15 protein-coding genes are annotated in these 15,328 nt (G+C 69.2%); 10 read left to right on the top strand and 5 right to left on the bottom strand.

Annotated elements, in window-relative coordinates:
- The first annotated feature begins 94 nt into the window (after window positions 1–94).
- The 5 genes from CWS50_RS10430 to CWS50_RS10410 all read left to right on the top strand — a co-directional run bounded on the left by CWS50_RS10430 (window position 95) and on the right by CWS50_RS10410 (window position 4,319).
- The gene (locus CWS50_RS10430; RefSeq protein ID WP_127842739.1) at window positions 95–742 is read left to right on the top strand and encodes a riboflavin synthase; all 648 of its coding nucleotides are present in this window, start codon (window positions 95–97) and stop codon (window positions 740–742) included.
- Entirely contained in the window at window positions 739–2,085 is a 1,347-nt protein-coding gene (gene ribB, locus CWS50_RS10425; protein ID WP_243118297.1) for a 3,4-dihydroxy-2-butanone-4-phosphate synthase, read from the top strand. The genes CWS50_RS10430 and ribB overlap by 4 nt, the downstream gene beginning before the upstream one ends.
- A 119-nt stretch (window positions 2,086–2,204) precedes the next feature.
- On the top strand, window positions 2,205–2,696 hold the full coding sequence (gene ribH / locus CWS50_RS10420) for a 6,7-dimethyl-8-ribityllumazine synthase (protein ID WP_127842738.1): 492 nt from the start codon (window positions 2,205–2,207) through the stop codon (window positions 2,694–2,696).
- 43 nt (window positions 2,697–2,739) lie between these two features.
- On the top strand, window positions 2,740–2,937 hold the full coding sequence (locus CWS50_RS10415) for a hypothetical protein (protein WP_127842737.1): 198 nt from the start codon (window positions 2,740–2,742) through the stop codon (window positions 2,935–2,937).
- Between the two features lie 5 nt (window positions 2,938–2,942).
- Window positions 2,943–4,319 (top strand): PAS domain-containing protein, encoded by a 1,377-nt coding sequence (locus tag CWS50_RS10410; RefSeq protein ID WP_243118296.1) that lies wholly within the window; start codon window positions 2,943–2,945, stop codon window positions 4,317–4,319.
- A 186-nt stretch (window positions 4,320–4,505) separates the two neighbouring features.
- On the opposite strand, the gene CWS50_RS10405 is transcribed toward CWS50_RS10410, so the two are convergent.
- Complete coding sequence (locus CWS50_RS10405; protein ID WP_127842736.1) at window positions 4,506–5,852, bottom strand: M48 family metallopeptidase; 1,347 nt, start codon at window positions 5,850–5,852, stop codon at window positions 4,506–4,508.
- Window positions 5,853–5,993: 141 nt separating this feature from the next.
- On the opposite strand from CWS50_RS10405, the gene CWS50_RS10400 reads away from it, so the two are divergent.
- Window positions 5,994–6,875, top strand: coding sequence for an aminoacyl-tRNA hydrolase (locus CWS50_RS10400; RefSeq protein ID WP_306821217.1), 882 nt, complete (start codon window positions 5,994–5,996; stop codon window positions 6,873–6,875).
- A gap of 139 nt (window positions 6,876–7,014) precedes the next feature.
- On the opposite strand, the gene CWS50_RS10395 is transcribed toward CWS50_RS10400, so the two are convergent.
- Both CWS50_RS10395 and CWS50_RS10390 read right to left on the bottom strand, forming a co-directional pair.
- A complete protein-coding gene (locus CWS50_RS10395) occupies window positions 7,015–7,575 on the bottom strand; it encodes a GtrA family protein (protein ID WP_127842735.1) in 561 nt (186 codons plus the stop codon).
- A 318-nt stretch (window positions 7,576–7,893) separates the two neighbouring features.
- Window positions 7,894–8,475, bottom strand: coding sequence for an HAD family hydrolase (locus CWS50_RS10390; RefSeq protein WP_243118559.1), 582 nt, complete (start codon window positions 8,473–8,475; stop codon window positions 7,894–7,896).
- Window positions 8,476–8,674: 199 nt separating this feature from the next.
- On the opposite strand from CWS50_RS10390, the gene CWS50_RS10385 reads away from it, so the two are divergent.
- The 3 genes from CWS50_RS10385 (at window position 8,675) to CWS50_RS13030 (ending at window position 11,996) form a co-directional block, all read left to right on the top strand.
- On the top strand, window positions 8,675–10,090 hold the full coding sequence (locus CWS50_RS10385) for a M18 family aminopeptidase (RefSeq protein WP_127842733.1): 1,416 nt from the start codon (window positions 8,675–8,677) through the stop codon (window positions 10,088–10,090).
- A 146-nt stretch (window positions 10,091–10,236) separates the two neighbouring features.
- Window positions 10,237–10,662 (top strand): YchJ family protein, encoded by a 426-nt coding sequence (locus CWS50_RS10380; RefSeq protein ID WP_127842732.1) that lies wholly within the window; start codon window positions 10,237–10,239, stop codon window positions 10,660–10,662.
- Between the two features lie 482 nt (window positions 10,663–11,144).
- Complete coding sequence (locus CWS50_RS13030) at window positions 11,145–11,996, top strand: hypothetical protein (RefSeq protein WP_164860130.1); 852 nt, start codon at window positions 11,145–11,147, stop codon at window positions 11,994–11,996.
- A 367-nt stretch (window positions 11,997–12,363) separates the two neighbouring features.
- Here CWS50_RS13030 and CWS50_RS10370 read toward each other — a convergent pair whose 3' ends face one another.
- On the bottom strand, window positions 12,364–13,461 hold the full coding sequence (locus CWS50_RS10370) for an NADH:flavin oxidoreductase/NADH oxidase (protein WP_127842731.1): 1,098 nt from the start codon (window positions 13,459–13,461) through the stop codon (window positions 12,364–12,366).
- Between the two features lie 126 nt (window positions 13,462–13,587).
- Between CWS50_RS10370 and CWS50_RS10365 the strand changes: the two genes are divergently transcribed.
- The gene (locus CWS50_RS10365; RefSeq protein ID WP_127843408.1) at window positions 13,588–14,550 is read left to right on the top strand and encodes a patatin-like phospholipase family protein; all 963 of its coding nucleotides are present in this window, start codon (window positions 13,588–13,590) and stop codon (window positions 14,548–14,550) included.
- Window positions 14,551–14,643: 93 nt separating this feature from the next.
- On the opposite strand, the gene CWS50_RS10360 is transcribed toward CWS50_RS10365, so the two are convergent.
- Complete coding sequence (locus tag CWS50_RS10360; RefSeq protein WP_243118295.1) at window positions 14,644–15,276, bottom strand: NUDIX domain-containing protein; 633 nt, start codon at window positions 15,274–15,276, stop codon at window positions 14,644–14,646.
- Between the last annotated feature and the right edge of the window lie 52 nt (window positions 15,277–15,328).

Here is a 15,328-nt window from a genome sequence, read left to right as displayed (position 1 = left end):
CCTGCCGGCGCGCGCCGCACGGGGAGCGGGACGGGTCGCGTGCGGTCCGGCAGCATGAGAGTCCGAGATCAACGAGCCAAGGAGGGAGAACCTCGTGTTCACAGGAATCGTGACGGGCCAGGGGACTGTCCTGGACCTCGTCCCCGACCACGCGCCGGGGGTGACCCGTCTTGTCATCGACACCCACGGACTAGCGGCCGACCTGGAGGCTGGGGGGTCCCTGGCCGTCAACGGCGCGTGCCTGACCGCCCTGGTCGACGCCGACCAGGTACCGCCCACCGGTCGTGCCGACGTCTTCTGCGCCGACCTGGTGGAGGAGACCCTGGTGCGTACCACCCTGGGGACGCTGCGTCCGGGCGACGCCGTCAACCTGGAGCGGTGCCTGCCTGCTGGGGCGCGTCTTGACGGGCACGTGGTCCAGGGGCACGTCGACGCCACGGGGGCGGTGGCGGAGGTCGTCCCGCAGGGGGCGTGGACGCGGCTGCGTGTGAGCATGCCCGCCCGGATTGAGGACCAGGTGGCGGAGAAGGGGGCTGTCGCCGTTGACGGCGTCTCTCTGACGGTGACCGCCGTCAGTCCCGCAGGTGCCCAGCAGCCGTGGTTCGAGGTCGGCCTGGTGCCAGCGACCCTGGAGGCCACCCGCCTGGGCAGCCTCCAGGCCGGTGACCGCGTCAATATCGAGACCGATGTCCTGGCCAAGTACCTTCAGCGGATGCTCCAGGTGCAGGGGGAGCAGCAGTGAGTGGGGAGCCCGGTAGGAAGTCTGGTAGCGAGCCCGGCCGGGAGCGCGGTGGGTGGCAGGACCTCGGTGGCGTGGAGGGTGACGTGGAGCGGGCTCTGTCGCACCTGTCCCAGGGACGGCCCGTCGTCGTCGTCGATGATGAGGCCCGTGAGAACGAGGGTGACCTCGTCCTTGCCGCCCAGCGGGCGACCCCTGAGACCATGGGCATGCTCGTGCGCTACACCTCGGGACTCATCTGCGCTCCGCTGACCGCCGAGCGGGCCAGGGCGATGCGGCTTCCCGTCATGGTCGAGGACGGCGAGGACCCTCGCGGCACCGCCTACACCGTCAGCTGTGACGCGCGGACCGGTACGACCACCGGTATCAGCGCCCACGACCGGTGCCTGACGGTACGTGCCCTGCTGGACACCCGGACGGGGCCGGAGGCCCTCATCAGGCCCGGCCACGTCCTGCCTCTTGTCGCACGGGCTGGCGGCGTCCTGGAGCGTGCCGGGCACACCGAGGCCGCTGTGGACCTGTGCCGCCTGGCGGGGTTGGAGGAGGTCGCAGCCATCGGTGAGCTTGTCCACGACGACGGCTCTCTTATGCGCGCTGCGGCCCTGCGGGCCTTTGCGGACGAGCACGACCTCACCGTGGTCTCCATCGCCCGTCTCCAGGAGTACCGCAGGGCTGTGGGGGACGCAGGGGAGGCGGTGACTGGTGCCCAGACCTCGGGCGGCCGGGGCGGGCACCCTGTCGCGGCGCCCGCTGTCAGCCTGCCGACAGAGCGCGGTGTCTTCACCGCAGTCGCCTGGGGAGCCGGCTCCTCGGAGCACCTCAGCCTGACCGCGCCCGTGACGGAGCCGGGCTCGGTGCCGCTGGTACGCGTGCACTCGGAGTGCCTGACCGGGGACGTCATGGGCTCCCGCCGCTGTGACTGCGGCCGCCAGCTGGACCGCGCCCTGGAGATGGTCCACGACCAGGGCGGCGCGGTGATCTACCTGCGTGACCACGAGGGACGGGGGATCGGCCTGGTCAACAAGATGCGGGCCTACCACGAGCAGGACAACGGTGCGGACACGGTGGAGGCGAACGAGACCCTGGGGCTTCCGGTGGACGCGCGGACCTACGGCACGGCAGCCGACATCCTGCGGTCGCTGGGGCTGACTCGTGTGCGCCTGCTCACCAACAATCCGTCCAAGGTCTCAGCTCTGGAGGCCGAGGGGATCGAGGTGGTGGGCCGTGAGCCGATCGAGGTAGGAGTCCATCCCGAGTCGCTGCGCTACCTGCGCACCAAGCGTGACCGTATGCACCACCACCTGACCCACCTGGACCGGGGCTCAGCAGGTGGCATGATCGGGTAGTGGGACAGCGGGGCGGCGCGACCGTCGGTAGGGGCGCAGCAGGCGGACGACGCCAGGTTGGCGGCGGGGCGGGTAACGACAAGCGGGACCTAGCGAGACAGCGAGACTAAGGAGCGGCAATGGCAGGATCCGGGGCGCCTGGTACCAGGCTGGACGTGGGCTGCGGAAGACACGACGACGGCTCACCCGTCGTCGTGACGGTTGTGGCGGCGAGCTGGCACGACACGATCATGAGTGGTCTCCTTGAGGGGGCGCTGCGGGCGGTGGCTGACGCGGGCGCCGTGGCGCGGGTGGTGCGGGTTCCCGGGACCTTTGAGCTGCCCGTAGCCGCTCAGGCGGCCTGCGCCACCAGTGACGCGGTGGTGGCGCTGGGAGTGGTGGTGCGTGGTGGTACCCCGCACTTTGACTACGTCTGCCAGGCTGCGGTCCAGGGGCTGACGAGGGTGGCTCTCGACGAGCGCACACCGGTCGGCTTCGGGGTGCTCACCTGTGACACGCAGGAGCAGGGCCTGGACCGTGCGGGACTGCCCGGATCGCGTGAGGACAAGGGCTACGAGGCGGCCGCAGCGGCCCTGACCATGGTGGGGGTCGTGGCTGGAGCCCAGGCCTGAGCGCTGGTGCCGAAACGGGGAAATATAATCCCGTTATTGGTTCGTGACAACCTGGAACGCGGGTAGCGGAACGGGAGCCATTCGTGCCCTGCCGCAGCAGGCCCGTGCCCTACGCTACACGCTGCGTGGGACACGGGTCCTGTGCTGGCACGTGCGGGCAGCCGCAGACCTGCTTGACGTCAGTTATGTCGTGTGTGTCGTGGTCGACCATGTCGTGCTCGTCGTGCTGCCCCACTCCTGAGGAGCGTGAGCGTCGTGCACGAGGTCGAGGTCAACATCACCGGAGCCACCCATGAGGTGGGGGTGGACCAGCTGTTCTTCTCCACCACGGACTCCCGTGGGCTCATCCGGCACTCGAACAACGTGTTCATCGAGCTGTCCCGGTACACGCGCGAGGAGCTCTCCGGCGCCCCGCACAACATCGTCCGCCACCCGGAGATGCCCGGAGGGGCGTTCCGAGAGATGTGGGACGCGCTCAAGGAAGGGCGCCCCTTTGCCGCCTACGTGCGCAACCTCGCGGCGGACGGCAGCGAGTACGACGTCTTCGCCACGGTGACCCCGCTTCCCGACGGCGGCTACCTGTCTGTGCGGACCCGTCCAGTGTGCACCGACCTCTTCGAGACTGCCTGTGCCGTCTACCGTGAAGCCAGGCGGGTGGAGGACCAGGCCCTCGCCCAGGGGGACAGCCGCCGCCTCGCCGCCCAGAAGGGTGCCCAGCGCATCGGCGACCTCCTGAAGCAGGTCGGGATACCCTCCTACGAGGACTTCCAGAACACCGCTCTGCCCGCAGAGGTGGCGCGTCGTGAGAAGCTGTCCGCAGGTCTTCCGCAGCGCCCTGGCACTGACGGCGAGCTGGGAACGATGCTTGAGGCCGTCACGGCCGTGACAGCCGGGCTCGACGCGTGGATGGGGGGCCAGGACGAGCTTGCCAAGCTGTCGAGCGTGCTGAGGGTGGCAGGCCAGGGGCTGCGCGAGACCCTGGAGGACCCGCTCCTCACTGAGCGTGCCGTCTCCGGGCTGGACCGCAGCGACCCCAGGGTCAGGCCTCTGGCGGACCTGCTCGACCTGTGGGTCCAGATGCAGGGGATCGTCGGCCCTGTGGCGGAGCGCCTGGCAGACAGCCTGGCCCGGCTGGACACGAACAGTGCGCGCACGCGCTTCCGCGTTGCGTTGGCCCGTCTTCACGCCACCATCACCTTGATGTTCGTTGTGGAGATCATCGACGGCGTGGGAGACACGCAGGCCTCCTCCCAGGGCGTCCCCGACCTTATCGAGTCCCTGGCGCAGGGGCTGACCGAGATGGAGCAGCAGGCGCAGGAGCACCGTGTCCTGGCAGAGCAGGTAGCCTCCTACATCGGTGAGGTGAGCCGGATGATGGCTATTCCTCACCAGCTCCTCATGCTGTGGACCGGCTCTGCCTCCTCCCGGGACCCTGACCTGCCTGAGAAGGCCACGGCACTGTCCGAGGCCGCCTCGCAGGCGGTGGAGTCCGTGGGGCGGCGTCTGGCTGAGCTGGATGAGGCTGCCGCACGGTGCCAGCGTGTGGAGGTCCCTGCCGACTCCTCTGGCCTGCGTGACCACCTGGAGCGGCTGAGGACGACGGTGCAGGCCGTCAGTTCCTGATGTCCCCGCTTCTCTTTGCCTCTCTTTTCCTGCCTGGTCCTGGCTCGCCGTTCCGGTAGGTGTGAGGTGAGTGGTGACGGGCTGGGGCCTGCCCTGATGACAGGGCAGGCCCCAGCCCGTTGTCTGGCCCGCGTGGGCCACGTGGCACCGGTGTGTGGTCCAGGTGGCCCGGCCTGGTCAGGTGGGTCAGGTGGAGCCGTCCGGACCGGGCTGGACGCCGCCCGGGCTCCTGCCGGGCTCGGTCCTGCTGTCAGGGGCCGCCGTGGTGCCCTGTGAGGGCGCAGCGCCTCCCGAGGCCTGTGCCCCTGAGGCGGTGTCTCCGTGGAAGCCGTAGCCTGAGGGCTGGAACCCGGAGGGCGCTGTCGGGACGGGGACCGGGCTCGCCCAGCGGAGCTGGTCGCGGGGTACCTGGTAGGTGACTCCGGGATAGCGGCCGAACTGCTCCTCAGCGGGGACCAGGGGGCGGGTGGAGTCCAGGCGCTCCAGGACCTGGGCCGGGGTGGGCCAGATGTCGCTCCAGTCGCTGCCCGCGGGGTGGGTGGGCGGGAACCAGGCTGTGGACTCCTTGGGGCGGATCATGATGCGTCCCGGGCGGCTGCGGTCGCGCAGGGCGTGGGCGCGCCAGGTGTTGACCGGATGTGTCGCGCCCCAGTTGACCAGGTGGAGCCACAGGCCTTTCTCCCGGGTGGCCCGGTCTGCCAGCGCGTGCGTGTTGACCTGTGCGCCGAGGTACTTGCCCGCGGTGAGCAGCCCCATGGCGCCGGCCGTCCCCTGGGGGGCGATGGCGTAGCCGTGGTTGTCGGCGGTGTACTCCTGCGTCCGTGACAGCGCTGGTCCCAGCAGGGGGACGTTGCCCACGAGGTTCATGATGACGACACGCCATAGTGAGGTGTGCCCGGCGGCATGGTGGCCCACCTCGTGGGAGATGATGAAGCGCAGGGCCTCGGGGTCGCGTGCGGAGCCCCCGACCTCGAACAGGTCGGAGTGGACCACGATGAAGCGGCGGAACCCGTGCCCGGCGGCGAAGGCGTTGATGACCCCGTTGCCCAGGACCACGTAGGCGTCGGGCACGCGGCGCAGGCCAAAGTGCTGGGCGGCCTCGACCACCATCCGGTAGCCCTCGGGGAACTGGGTGGGGCTCATCTGGACGGAGTACGCGCGCATCTGGGCGTACATGAGCGCACGCGCCACCCAGAGGATGAGCGGGAGGGCGGGGGCTGCCAGCAGCAGCTGGGTGACGCTGTTGTCGGGACCTTCCAGGATGAGGTCACGCAGTTCGGCGCCGACACCGGTCGGCTCAGGAACCAGGGCCAGCCAGACTATGAGGGCGATCCACAGGACGTAGACGACCACAGTGAACAGGATGCAGACTATGAGCAGCGGGATCTCCACAGGATGGCGCAGCCGGGAGGTCCCGCGCAGCCCGTGGATGGTGGAGCCGTTAAAGATCCTGGGCCGCTGCGGGTCCCGGGGGGCTGGGCTGCTCCCAGGTGTGGCAGGGACTGCAGCCGGGGTAGACGGTGGTTGACTCATGAGCGTCAATCTACGGCTACTGAGGCAAGGGGGTGCTCATGCCGAAGAACGATCTGGTCCTGTCTCCTGCGTCTGCGGGCGGATCCTGGTCTCCGACCCTGCCGAGCCCGCCGGGCACGCAGCCTGGTCTAGACTGGCGGCGTGCCCGCCCCTGACCATCCTCACCCACGACAGGACGAGCCCGCTGCTCCTGGAGCCGGTGCCTTCGGTGTGAGCGGACGCCGGGAGTCGAGGGGGCACGAGGAGGAGCCCGGTCTGGTGGATGCTGCGTCGCAACGTCGGGGGCAGGACCCTCCCTGGGCCATGCAGGTGGCGGTGCGCTACGACAAGGTGGTCCCGCCTCGGCAGGTGGACGTGGCCGAGGTCGTCGCCCGGGCTGTCGTGGCTCTTTTGGCGGAGCCGGAGTCTGCCCCCGGCGGCTCCTGGCACAAGGCGGTCGCCCGCTGGCGTCGTGTGCAGATCCGCAAGCTGGTGCGCCGGGCGCGTGGCAGGCGGTGGCGGGACGTCCAGGAGCTTCCCGGCGTCACCGTCACCCAGGACGGACCGCCCGGGTGGGGCCAGGCGGCTGCTCGCGCCTTCGTGCCAGGACCGGTGCGTCCCCTGCCCGAGCCCCTGGCCGGGACCCAGGTCGAGGGGACCCACTTTCCTACTGGCGCACGGCTGCCGCCTGAGCCGGCGGCGATAACCGAGCGGGTCCGCCGCTGCCCCCAGGCTGGCGAGGAGGTACGGCTGGGGGAGGAGTCCGCCTCGGCCGGTGCCCTGGTCTCCATCGAGGTCACGCCGCTGCACCAGATGACCTCAGGCAAGCTGGCGGCCCAGTGCGCCCACGCTGCCCAGCTCGCCTGGGAGAGCGCGCAGATGCCCCCGGGACTGAGGCAGGCCTGGGCGCGTGACGGCTACCGGGTCCGTGTCCTCCTGCCTGAGCCGCAGGAGTGGGCTGGTGGCCAGCGGCCTGTCAGCGTCCTTGATGCCGGACTGACCGAGCTGGGTGGTCCTACGGAGACGGCCCGAGCCTTCTGGTGAGCTACCAAGTACGCAAGTACGCTGGCCCTCGGAATGGGGTTGGCAGGGGTGGTGAGGACCGGCGGAGCACGTGGGCTGATGTGGCCGGGCCGACAGCAGGACAGGGGCAGAATGGTGCGTCGGTGTGCCGCAGCGTGTCTCAGTTCGTGGCCGGCTCAGGCTCGGGCGAGTCGCGGAACACCCACAGGCGGGTCACGATGTACAGGAAGACTCCCTCGCAGCACGCTGACAGGACCCGGGCCAGCTCGGCCCCCATGCCCATCCAGTGCAGCAGCGAGGACAGGCCTAGGATAAAGATCACGTACTGGCTGATCAGTCCCATGGCGTAGCGTGTGCCTTGGGTGACCAGGTGTCCGTGGGACCGGAAGTTGAGCCAGCGGTTGAGCAGCAGGGAGTAGGTGCCGGCGATTGCGTAGCCGACGGTGACGGCCAGGGGGTAGAACCAGTGGAGCCTCTCGTAGAGGAACCACAGGCAGGCGATGTCGAGGAAGAAGCCGGAGCCGTTGATCAGGGCGTAGCCGATGAAGGAGACTGGCACCCGCCTGCGCAGGAGGCTGGGCAGGGAGCGGTGGATGGCTGAGACAAGGCCCAGGAAGTGGTCCGGGGCTCTGCGCGCGGCAGGGGCGGAGGGGGTGTGGAGGCGGACCTGCCCGGAGCCGTTGAGCCAGGCCGTTGACGTCGCCCTGTTCGTCGTGGTCATGGTTGTCCTTCCTGCTCCCGTACCGGTCCGCTCCAGGCCTGACCGGACCGCCTCAGGCCTCCCTGCCCGGAGGACCTAGGAGGCAGTCTTGTCAGTGCTGAGGCGGCTGACAAGCCCCTGAAGGAGGAGAAAGATACCGCTTGTGTCTCCTTCCTCGGGAGGAGGCACTAAGGAGCAGCAGGCCTCAGGGAGGAGACGCGTGAGGCAGTAGTGTGGGCGGGTCTGAGCGTGTCGTCGCAGGGTGCCAGGCCGTCAGCACCGCATGCCGCATCATGCAGCAGCCCGTACCAGTCGCTGTGCCGTCAGTGGCCGCCAGTGTCAGGAGCCGCTGGTCAGGGCGGCGACCACCTCCTGGCGCAGCACCTGACCGCCAGAGTCGGCGCGATGGTGGACGGTATGGATTCCCAGTGCCCGGGCGGTGGCGACGTTGTCCGCGTTGTCGTCCACAAACAGAGCCTGTCCCGGCTCGCTGCCCGACTCCTCCAGGAGCCGGGTGAAGTACTCGGGCCGCGGCTTGGCTACCCCCAGAGTGCAGGAGTAGCCCTCAATATCCACTCGCCCCCGGTAGCCCAGGGTCTCGCGCATCCACTGCCGACGCTCGTGCTGCTGGTTCGTGGCCAGGACAGTGGTGTAGCCTGCGCCGCGCAGCTCGGCCACCAGCTGCCAGGCGCCCGGGTCGGGTACGGCCTGGTACCACAGCGCCAGAAGGCTCTCAACGGTGGCTGCCAGGCGCAGCCGTGCGACCAGGCGTTCCAGGAGCGTGGTGAGGCTCTCCCTGCCGCACAGCGCGTCCCACTCCTCAGCCAGCAGCGCGTGGGCGAACTCCGCGCCGCCGGCGTCGCGCAGCGCCTGTTTCCACGGGGTGCCAATCAGTTGTAGGACGCCGTCGGCGTCAAGCATGACGGTGCGCACGCTGGTGGTCGCAGCCGCAGGGACCCGGGGCAGGTCAGAAGGAGGACATGCCGGCAGGTTGGTGGAGGAGGGCGGTGACGGGCGGGGTGGGAGAGTGCTCATGGCCTCTATCTCTACCACTCTCTAGACCGGTCTGGACCTGCGCAGGAGGCAGGCTGCTGACGCCTGTGGTGCCAGACTGGTCACCATGACCAGTCCCGACGCCGCGCCCTCTTCCTCGCCATCCTCACCGTCTTTACAGCCTTTACAGCCTTCGCAGCCTGCACCGCCACCTCTGTGGGCGCAGGAGACCCTTCGTGCTGACGAGGCCTACACGGCCTCCTTGGTTGATTTTGTCCTGGCCTCACCTACCTCCTACCACGCTGCGGCCGAGGTCGCCCGTCGGCTGGCCACGCACGGGTTCCACCACGTGGAGGAGGCCCGTCCCTGGCAGGAGGACCTGCCCCGGCACGGCTACGTGGTGCGTGACGGAGCGGTGGCTGCCTGGATCCTGCCCAGCGACACCGGCAGGGCCAGGAGCGGGCTGCGGGAGGGCTTCCGCGTCGTCGGCGCCCACACGGACTCCCCGGCCCTGAGGCTCAAGCCGTCTGCAGCCGTGGCCCGTCACGGCTGGCAGCTCATCAACGTCGAGGTCTACGGTGGCCCGCTCCTGCCATCACTGCTGGACCGTGAGCTGGGGCTGGCCGGGCGCCTGACGACCCGTGACGGTACCAGCCACCTGGTACGCACCGGGCCTGTCGCCCGGATCGCCCACGTGGCCCCCCACCTGGACCGCAGCGTCAACGAGGCTCTCCGCCTGGAGCGCCAGACCCACCTCCTGCCCCTGTGGGCGCTGTCCGGTCCCGATGGCGGGGACGGTCGCGACGCCGTCGAGGAGTACCTGTGCGAGCTGGCTGGCCTGGACCGCTCGCAGCTGGCCGGGCACGACATCCTGACCTTCCCCGTGCAGCCTCCGCAGCGTTTTGGCCGTGAGGGAGAGTTTCTCGCCTCCTCCCGCCTGGACAACCTCTCCAGCGTCCACGCGGGGCTGGTGGCCCTGGAGGCCCTGGCCGAGTCGGGCACCGAGCCTGCCGGACCGGTGGTCCTCGTGGCCTTCGACCACGAGGAGGTCGGCTCCGCCACCGCCTCCGGGGCCGACGGTCCTCTCCTGGCGACGTTGCTGGAACGTCTGGGCAGGGTCATGGGGGCTGAGGGCGACGCCTTCCACGCCCTCGTGGCCCGGTCCAGCTGCGTCAGTGCCGATGCCGGGCACGCAGTCCACCCCGCTCGTGCCGAGCTGCACGACCCGGTGCTCCAGCCGCTGGTCAACAGCGGCCCCTTGCTGAAGATCAACGCCCAGCAGCGCTACGCCACCGGCGCCCAGGGGTCGGCCCTGTGGGAGCGCGCCTGTGCGGCTGCCGACGTGCCTCACCAGGTCTTCGTGTCCCACAACGCGGTGCCCTGCGGCTCGACGATTGGTCCACTCACCGCGACCCGGCTGGGCCTGCTCACGGTTGATGTCGGCGTGCCGTTGCTGAGCATGCACTCGGCCCGGGAGATGGGTGGAGTCAAGGACGGTCCCTGGCTGGCGCGCGCCCTGTACTCCTACTGGCAGGGGGCCTGACCGTGGTGAGGCGGGGTAGAGGTTCTCGGGGGCGACCGGACGACCCGCGTGGTGGACATCACGACACTGGTCCCGTACTCGACACGGAGCTCCCGAGCGGGGCGGTGTCGGGCGCTGTGGTCCTGCCCTCGGCGTCGGCAGCTGCCGTGCCGTCTGCGGTGCGCTCGGCGGGGGTACGCAGCTCTGCGGACTGCCCCTGTGGCTCGGGCCTTGCCTACGGCTCCTGCTGTGAGCCGGTTCTCGACGGCGGCGTGGCGGCAACGGCTGAGGCCCTGGTGCGCTCGCGGTTCACGGCCTTCGTCGTCGGCGACGAGGACCACTTGTTTCGTACCTGGCACCCGCGCACCCGCCCGGAGGGGCCTTACTGCCATCCTGGTACCCAGTGGACCAGTCTGACTGTCGGCGAGGTGGTGGGTGGCGGTCCGGGGGATGACACGGGGGTCGTCGAGCTTGCCGCCTGCTACCGCACTGGTGATGGGCACGGGGGCGTCGTGGCTGACACACTGCGGGAGCGCTCCCGACTCGTGCGTCGTGGCAGCCGGTGGGTCTACTACGACGGTGAGGTCCGGTAGGGCAAGCAGGCTGGTTGACCGCTGTGGTGACCTCGGCTGCGGGATCCTCGTCATCGGCCGTCGTGGTGGGTGCGCTCGCGTGCGGTAGTCGGGTGCTCTTCTGCCGGGGCACGAGGGTGCACGGGGAGGAGTCGCTGGGCGACGACCCTTTCCAGTATTGTTTCAGGTCACTTGAGGTGAGCGGCAAGGAATGGCGCCCAGATACTTCTTTGTTTTCTCTTACTAAAATCCCCGCTCCCGTTCAACTTCCGCCTCGGAGGTCCGCGCCTGTCTGCGAATGTCCTCGGGTCAAAGTTGTCTTTGGTGGGTGCCGCCATCGGGTACTGAAACCTTTCAGGAACGCAATTTTCTACCTTGAGAAAACCTGGGCGCTTGACCGTGGCAATGAAGGGTGGAACGCTTGTCTAACAACCTGATAACAATCAGTGGCCAGAGTTCGGGTCTCTGGTTCAGGGGCTCGGGAGCCACGGAGAGGACTGATCATGGGACAGAGCACTGTCAGGAAGATGTCAACAGCCTTGTGCGCGGCCCTGCTGCTTGCCGGTGCGGTGTCGGCCGCGTCGGCCGCGTCGGCGGCGCCGGAGGCGGTAACGGTGTCCGGTGAGACCGCTCTGAGCGCGGGCGGCGTCAGCGTGGGCGTGGACAAGGAGGACTCTGACAAGGACGAGGCCAAGAAGGCCAAGGACAAGGAGGACTCTGACAAGGACGAGGCCAAGAAGGCCAAGGACAAGGAGGACTCTGACAAGGACGAGGCCAAGAAGGCCAAGGACAAGGAGGACTCTGACAAGGACGAGGCCAAGAAGGCCAAGGACAAGGAGGACTCTGACAAGGACGAGGCCAAGAAGGCCAAGGACAAGGAGGACTCTGACAAGGACGAGGCCAAGAAGGCCAAGGACAAGGAGGACTCTGACAAGGACGAGGCCAAGAAGGCCAAGGACAAGGAGGACTCTGACAAGGACGAGGCCAAGAAGGCCAAGGACAAGGAGGACTCTGACAAGGACGAGGCCAAGAAGGCCAAGGACAAGGAGGACTCCGACAAGGACGAGGCCAAGAAGGCCAAGGACAAGGAGGACTCCGACAAGGACGAGGCCAAGAAGGCCAAGGACAAGGAGGACTCTGACAAGGACGAGGCCAAGAAGGCCAAGGACAAGGAGGACTCTGACAAGGACGAGGCCAAGAAGGCCAAGGACAAGGAGGACTCCGACAAGGACGAGGCCAAGAAGGCCAAGGACAAGGAGGGCTCCGACAAGGACGAGGCCAAGAAGGCCAAGGACAGGGAGGGCTCTGACAAGGACGAGGCCAAGAAGGCCAAGGGCAAGGAGGGCGAGTGCTGAGTGCTGTGTAGCTCGTCGGGCCTGGCGCGGGAAGAAGAATCGGGTGCCCACCGGGGTGCGCGACGCGCTGCCGCAGGCGGCTAGGAAGCAGTGTGGTCGTCGCTGCGGGCACCTTTCCCGGTCGTCCAGTGTGCATGGTCCCCAATAGGCGCCTGGCCTGAGCGCAGCCAGTGCTGTCGTCGCGAAGGCCAGGGTGTCGCTCACCCGTACTGGCTTGTCTTTTTGCTGCGGACCTTCCTGAGAATGCCGTGCTGCTGCTGAAAGAATGGCGAGTACCGTAGGTGGCCCCGGCTCCCAGTTGTCCTGGGAGCCGGGGCCGCGCTGCTTGTGCCCCCAGGCCCTGGGAGGGGGGCACAGCTGGCTTACCTCAGTGCCAGGTGCCGCGCCAGTACTGGATGGGCCAGGGCGCCTCCTCCCAGCCTTTGACCCCGAGGTCGGCAGCCCAGCGCAGCGGGAGGTAGGGGTCCCGTAGGGCGGCCCGCCCCACGGCGACGGCGTCGGCCTGGCCGGTTACCAGGGCCTGCTCTGCCTGGGTGGCTGTCTCGACGAGGCCCACGCCCACTACCTGGGTCCTGGTTCCTGCGACCGCCTCTCTCACCTGGGCGGCGAAGGGCAGCTGGAAGCCAGGCCCGGCCGGGACCTGAGCCGGTACGTTGCCTCCGGTGGACACGTGCAGGACGTCGACTCCGGCCTGGGCCAGCTGGCAGGCGAGCTCGACGGTGTCCTGTGCGGTCAGGCCGCCGTCGGCCCAGTCAGTGGCAGACAGGCGCACGTCCAAGACCTTCTCCTCCCCGATGGCCTGGCGCACGGCCTCGACCACGCGCAGCAGGAAGCGACGCCGTGCCTGGGGCGAGCCGCCGTAGGAGTCGGTGCGGAGGTTGGACAGCGGGGAGAGGAACTCGTGGATGAGGTAGCCATGGGCGCCGTGCAGCTCGACGATGTCGTACCCAGCCTCCACCGCCCGGCGGGCCGCCGCGGCAAAGGCCTCGACCAGGCGGTCGATCCCCGCCTCGTCAAGCTCGGCGGGTACCGCGTGCTCCGGGTAGGCCACTGCGCTGGGAGCCAGGAGGTCCCAGCCCTCAATCGTGCTGGTGCGGGCGCCCTCTTCCCGGGGGCGCATCGGGGGAGTGCCTGCCTTGCGCCCGCCGTGGCCCAGCTGGACGCCGACCAGGGCGCCCGCTGCGTGAACGGCCTCGACGATGCGGTGGTGCCCCTCGACCTGGCTCTCCTCCCACAGGCCCAGGTCGTTGGGGGACAGGCGACCCTCCGGGGCGACGGCGGTGGCCTCCACAATGAGCGTGCCGAACCCGCCGACCGCGCGGCTGGCGTAGTGGACAACGTGCCAGTCCGTGACGGCGCCGTCGTCCCCCGGCACGCAGTACATGCACATCGGAGGCAGCCACAGGCGGTTCCGGGCGGTGAGGTCACGCATGGTCAGGGGACTGAGGAGTCGTGATGTTCTCATACGTGCACGCTATGACGTCGGCTCAGTGGTGGCAACGTCCTCGTGGTGTTTTGAGGCTCTCACGACCTCGGGTGCTCTGTCGGCCTCGGGTGTCGCCAGGGAGCCATAGTCTTGAGCACCGTGACCATGACACCCACTCGCGACCCCTCCCTGCCACCTGTCCCTGCCCGCCCGGTTCCGGTCAGCAGCCCCAGCCACGTCCCGGCCCCGGTCACGCACGGACCTGACGACGTCGCCCTGGTCTTCGAGGGTGGAGGAATGAGAGGCGCCTACACCGCAGGACTGGTGCGGGTCATGCTGGAGGCCGGCCTGTCCTTCCCCTGGGTCGGGGGGATCTCCGCCGGGGCCTCGCACACGTGCAACTTTGTCTCCCGCGACACCTGGCGTGCCCGGGAGGCCTTCGTGGGGCTGACCACCCAGCCCCAGGCCGGGGGCTGGGGCAGTTTTGCTCGTGGACAGGGCTACTTCAACTCCGGGTACATCTACGAGCGCACCTCCGCTCCTGACGAGCCTCTGCCCTTTGACTGGGAGACCTTCGCCTCTAGCTCCTCCACGGTGCGTATCGGCTCCTTCCGCTGCGACACCGGTGAGGAGGTCTACTGGGGGCTGGAGGACATGCCGACCATGGCGCACCTGCTGCCCCGGGTTCGGGCTTCCTCGTCCATGCCGGTGCTCATGCCGGTGACCCACGTTGACGGTGTGCCCTACCTGGACGGGGCGCTGGGACCCACCGGAGGGTTCGCCACGGACGCGGCCCGTGCGGACGGCTACGACAAGATGCTGGTGGTCATGACCCGCCCGGCAGGCTACCGCAAGCCTGAGCGGCGCCTGTCCGCGCTCTACCGCAGCCTCCTGCGCCGCTACCCTGCGGCGGCGGAGGGGGTGCGCCGACGTCCTCAGCGTTACAACCAGAGCGTCGCCCAGCTGGAGGCGATGCAGCGCGAGGGGAGGGTCTACCTGTTCCGGCCCACCAGGATGCCAGTGGTCAACGGCGACCTGCGCTACCACCGGGTGGTGACCGCCTTTGAGGCGGGGCTGGCCCAGGCGCGGCGCGAGCTGCCTGCCATTGAGGAGTTCCTGGCCTCCTGACCTGCCCGCTGCCTCGCTCATGACCCGCCCGGGCTCGTCTCCGGTGGGGCAAGGCTGCCCCGCGCTGGGTGCCGCCTGGGCCTGCTGCCTGGTTCAGTGGGACCGGGCGGTACCGTAGCGGGCCATCTCCTGACCGGCGGCAAAGCCGAAGGTCGTGACCGGTGGGACCCTGTTCCCGCAGTCGAGGGCGTCTGCCAGCAGCTGCAGGACGTGGCGCTCGTGCTCAGGGACCGCGCGGGGCAGGGAGGTCAGGGCGAACCAGTCCAGGGCGGCAGTCCTGGCGGGCTCGCGGACACGGGGCCGCCCCTCCCACCGGCGCAGGGTGAAGAAGAAGTCGACCCGCTGCTCCAGCCCTGGCCCTCCGACGTCGTTGCTGCGGTGCACCGTGGTCAGTGGCTCCAGGTCCGTGTGCGCCACGACAACGCCGACCTCCTCCTGGGCCTCCCGGACGGCAGTCTCCAGCACGCTCTCGCCGGGCTCAACGTGCCCGGCGACACCACATGCCCAGTATCCGTCCATGTAGCCGGTGTGCTGCCGCAGCTGCAGGAGAACCTGGGTGGACGAGCCTGGCGCCTCCTGACCGCCGGGGAGCCCCGAGGGTCGCGGTGTTGTGGGGGATTTCACACTTGCCTGTCTCGTGCCAGACTGGTCCGTGGGGGCCTGCCGGAGGAGGAGCACGTAGGCGGCAGGGACCAGGCTGAGGGCGGGCAGGGGACGGGCGAGCACGGTCTCAGTCTAGGGCTGGCTGCGGTCGCGCTGGTCAGCTGGGGCGAGGTAC

The organism is Actinomyces wuliandei, assembly GCF_004010955.1.
Taxonomy (GTDB): domain Bacteria; phylum Actinomycetota; class Actinomycetes; order Actinomycetales; family Actinomycetaceae; genus Actinomyces; species Actinomyces wuliandei.
Note: the sequence above shows the minus strand (reverse complement) of the source record. Positions and strands in the feature narration are given on the sequence as shown.

Coding starts and splice junctions, on each gene's coding strand:
- ribH (WP_127842738.1), top strand. CDS start 2,205: ATGGCAGGATCCGGGGCGCCTGGTACCAGGCTGGACGTGGGCTGCGGA.
- CWS50_RS10405 (WP_127842736.1), bottom strand. CDS start 5,852: ATGAGTCAACCACCGTCTACCCCGGCTGCAGTCCCTGCCACACCTGGG.
- CWS50_RS10395 (WP_127842735.1), bottom strand. CDS start 7,575: ATGACCACGACGAACAGGGCGACGTCAACGGCCTGGCTCAACGGCTCC.
- CWS50_RS10390 (WP_243118559.1), bottom strand. CDS start 8,475: ATGCTTGACGCCGACGGCGTCCTACAACTGATTGGCACCCCGTGGAAA.
- CWS50_RS10385 (WP_127842733.1), top strand. CDS start 8,675: ATGACCAGTCCCGACGCCGCGCCCTCTTCCTCGCCATCCTCACCGTCT.
- CWS50_RS13030 (WP_164860130.1), top strand. CDS start 11,145: ATGGGACAGAGCACTGTCAGGAAGATGTCAACAGCCTTGTGCGCGGCC.
- CWS50_RS10370 (WP_127842731.1), bottom strand. CDS start 13,461: ATGAGAACATCACGACTCCTCAGTCCCCTGACCATGCGTGACCTCACC.
- CWS50_RS10365 (WP_127843408.1), top strand. CDS start 13,588: ATGACACCCACTCGCGACCCCTCCCTGCCACCTGTCCCTGCCCGCCCG.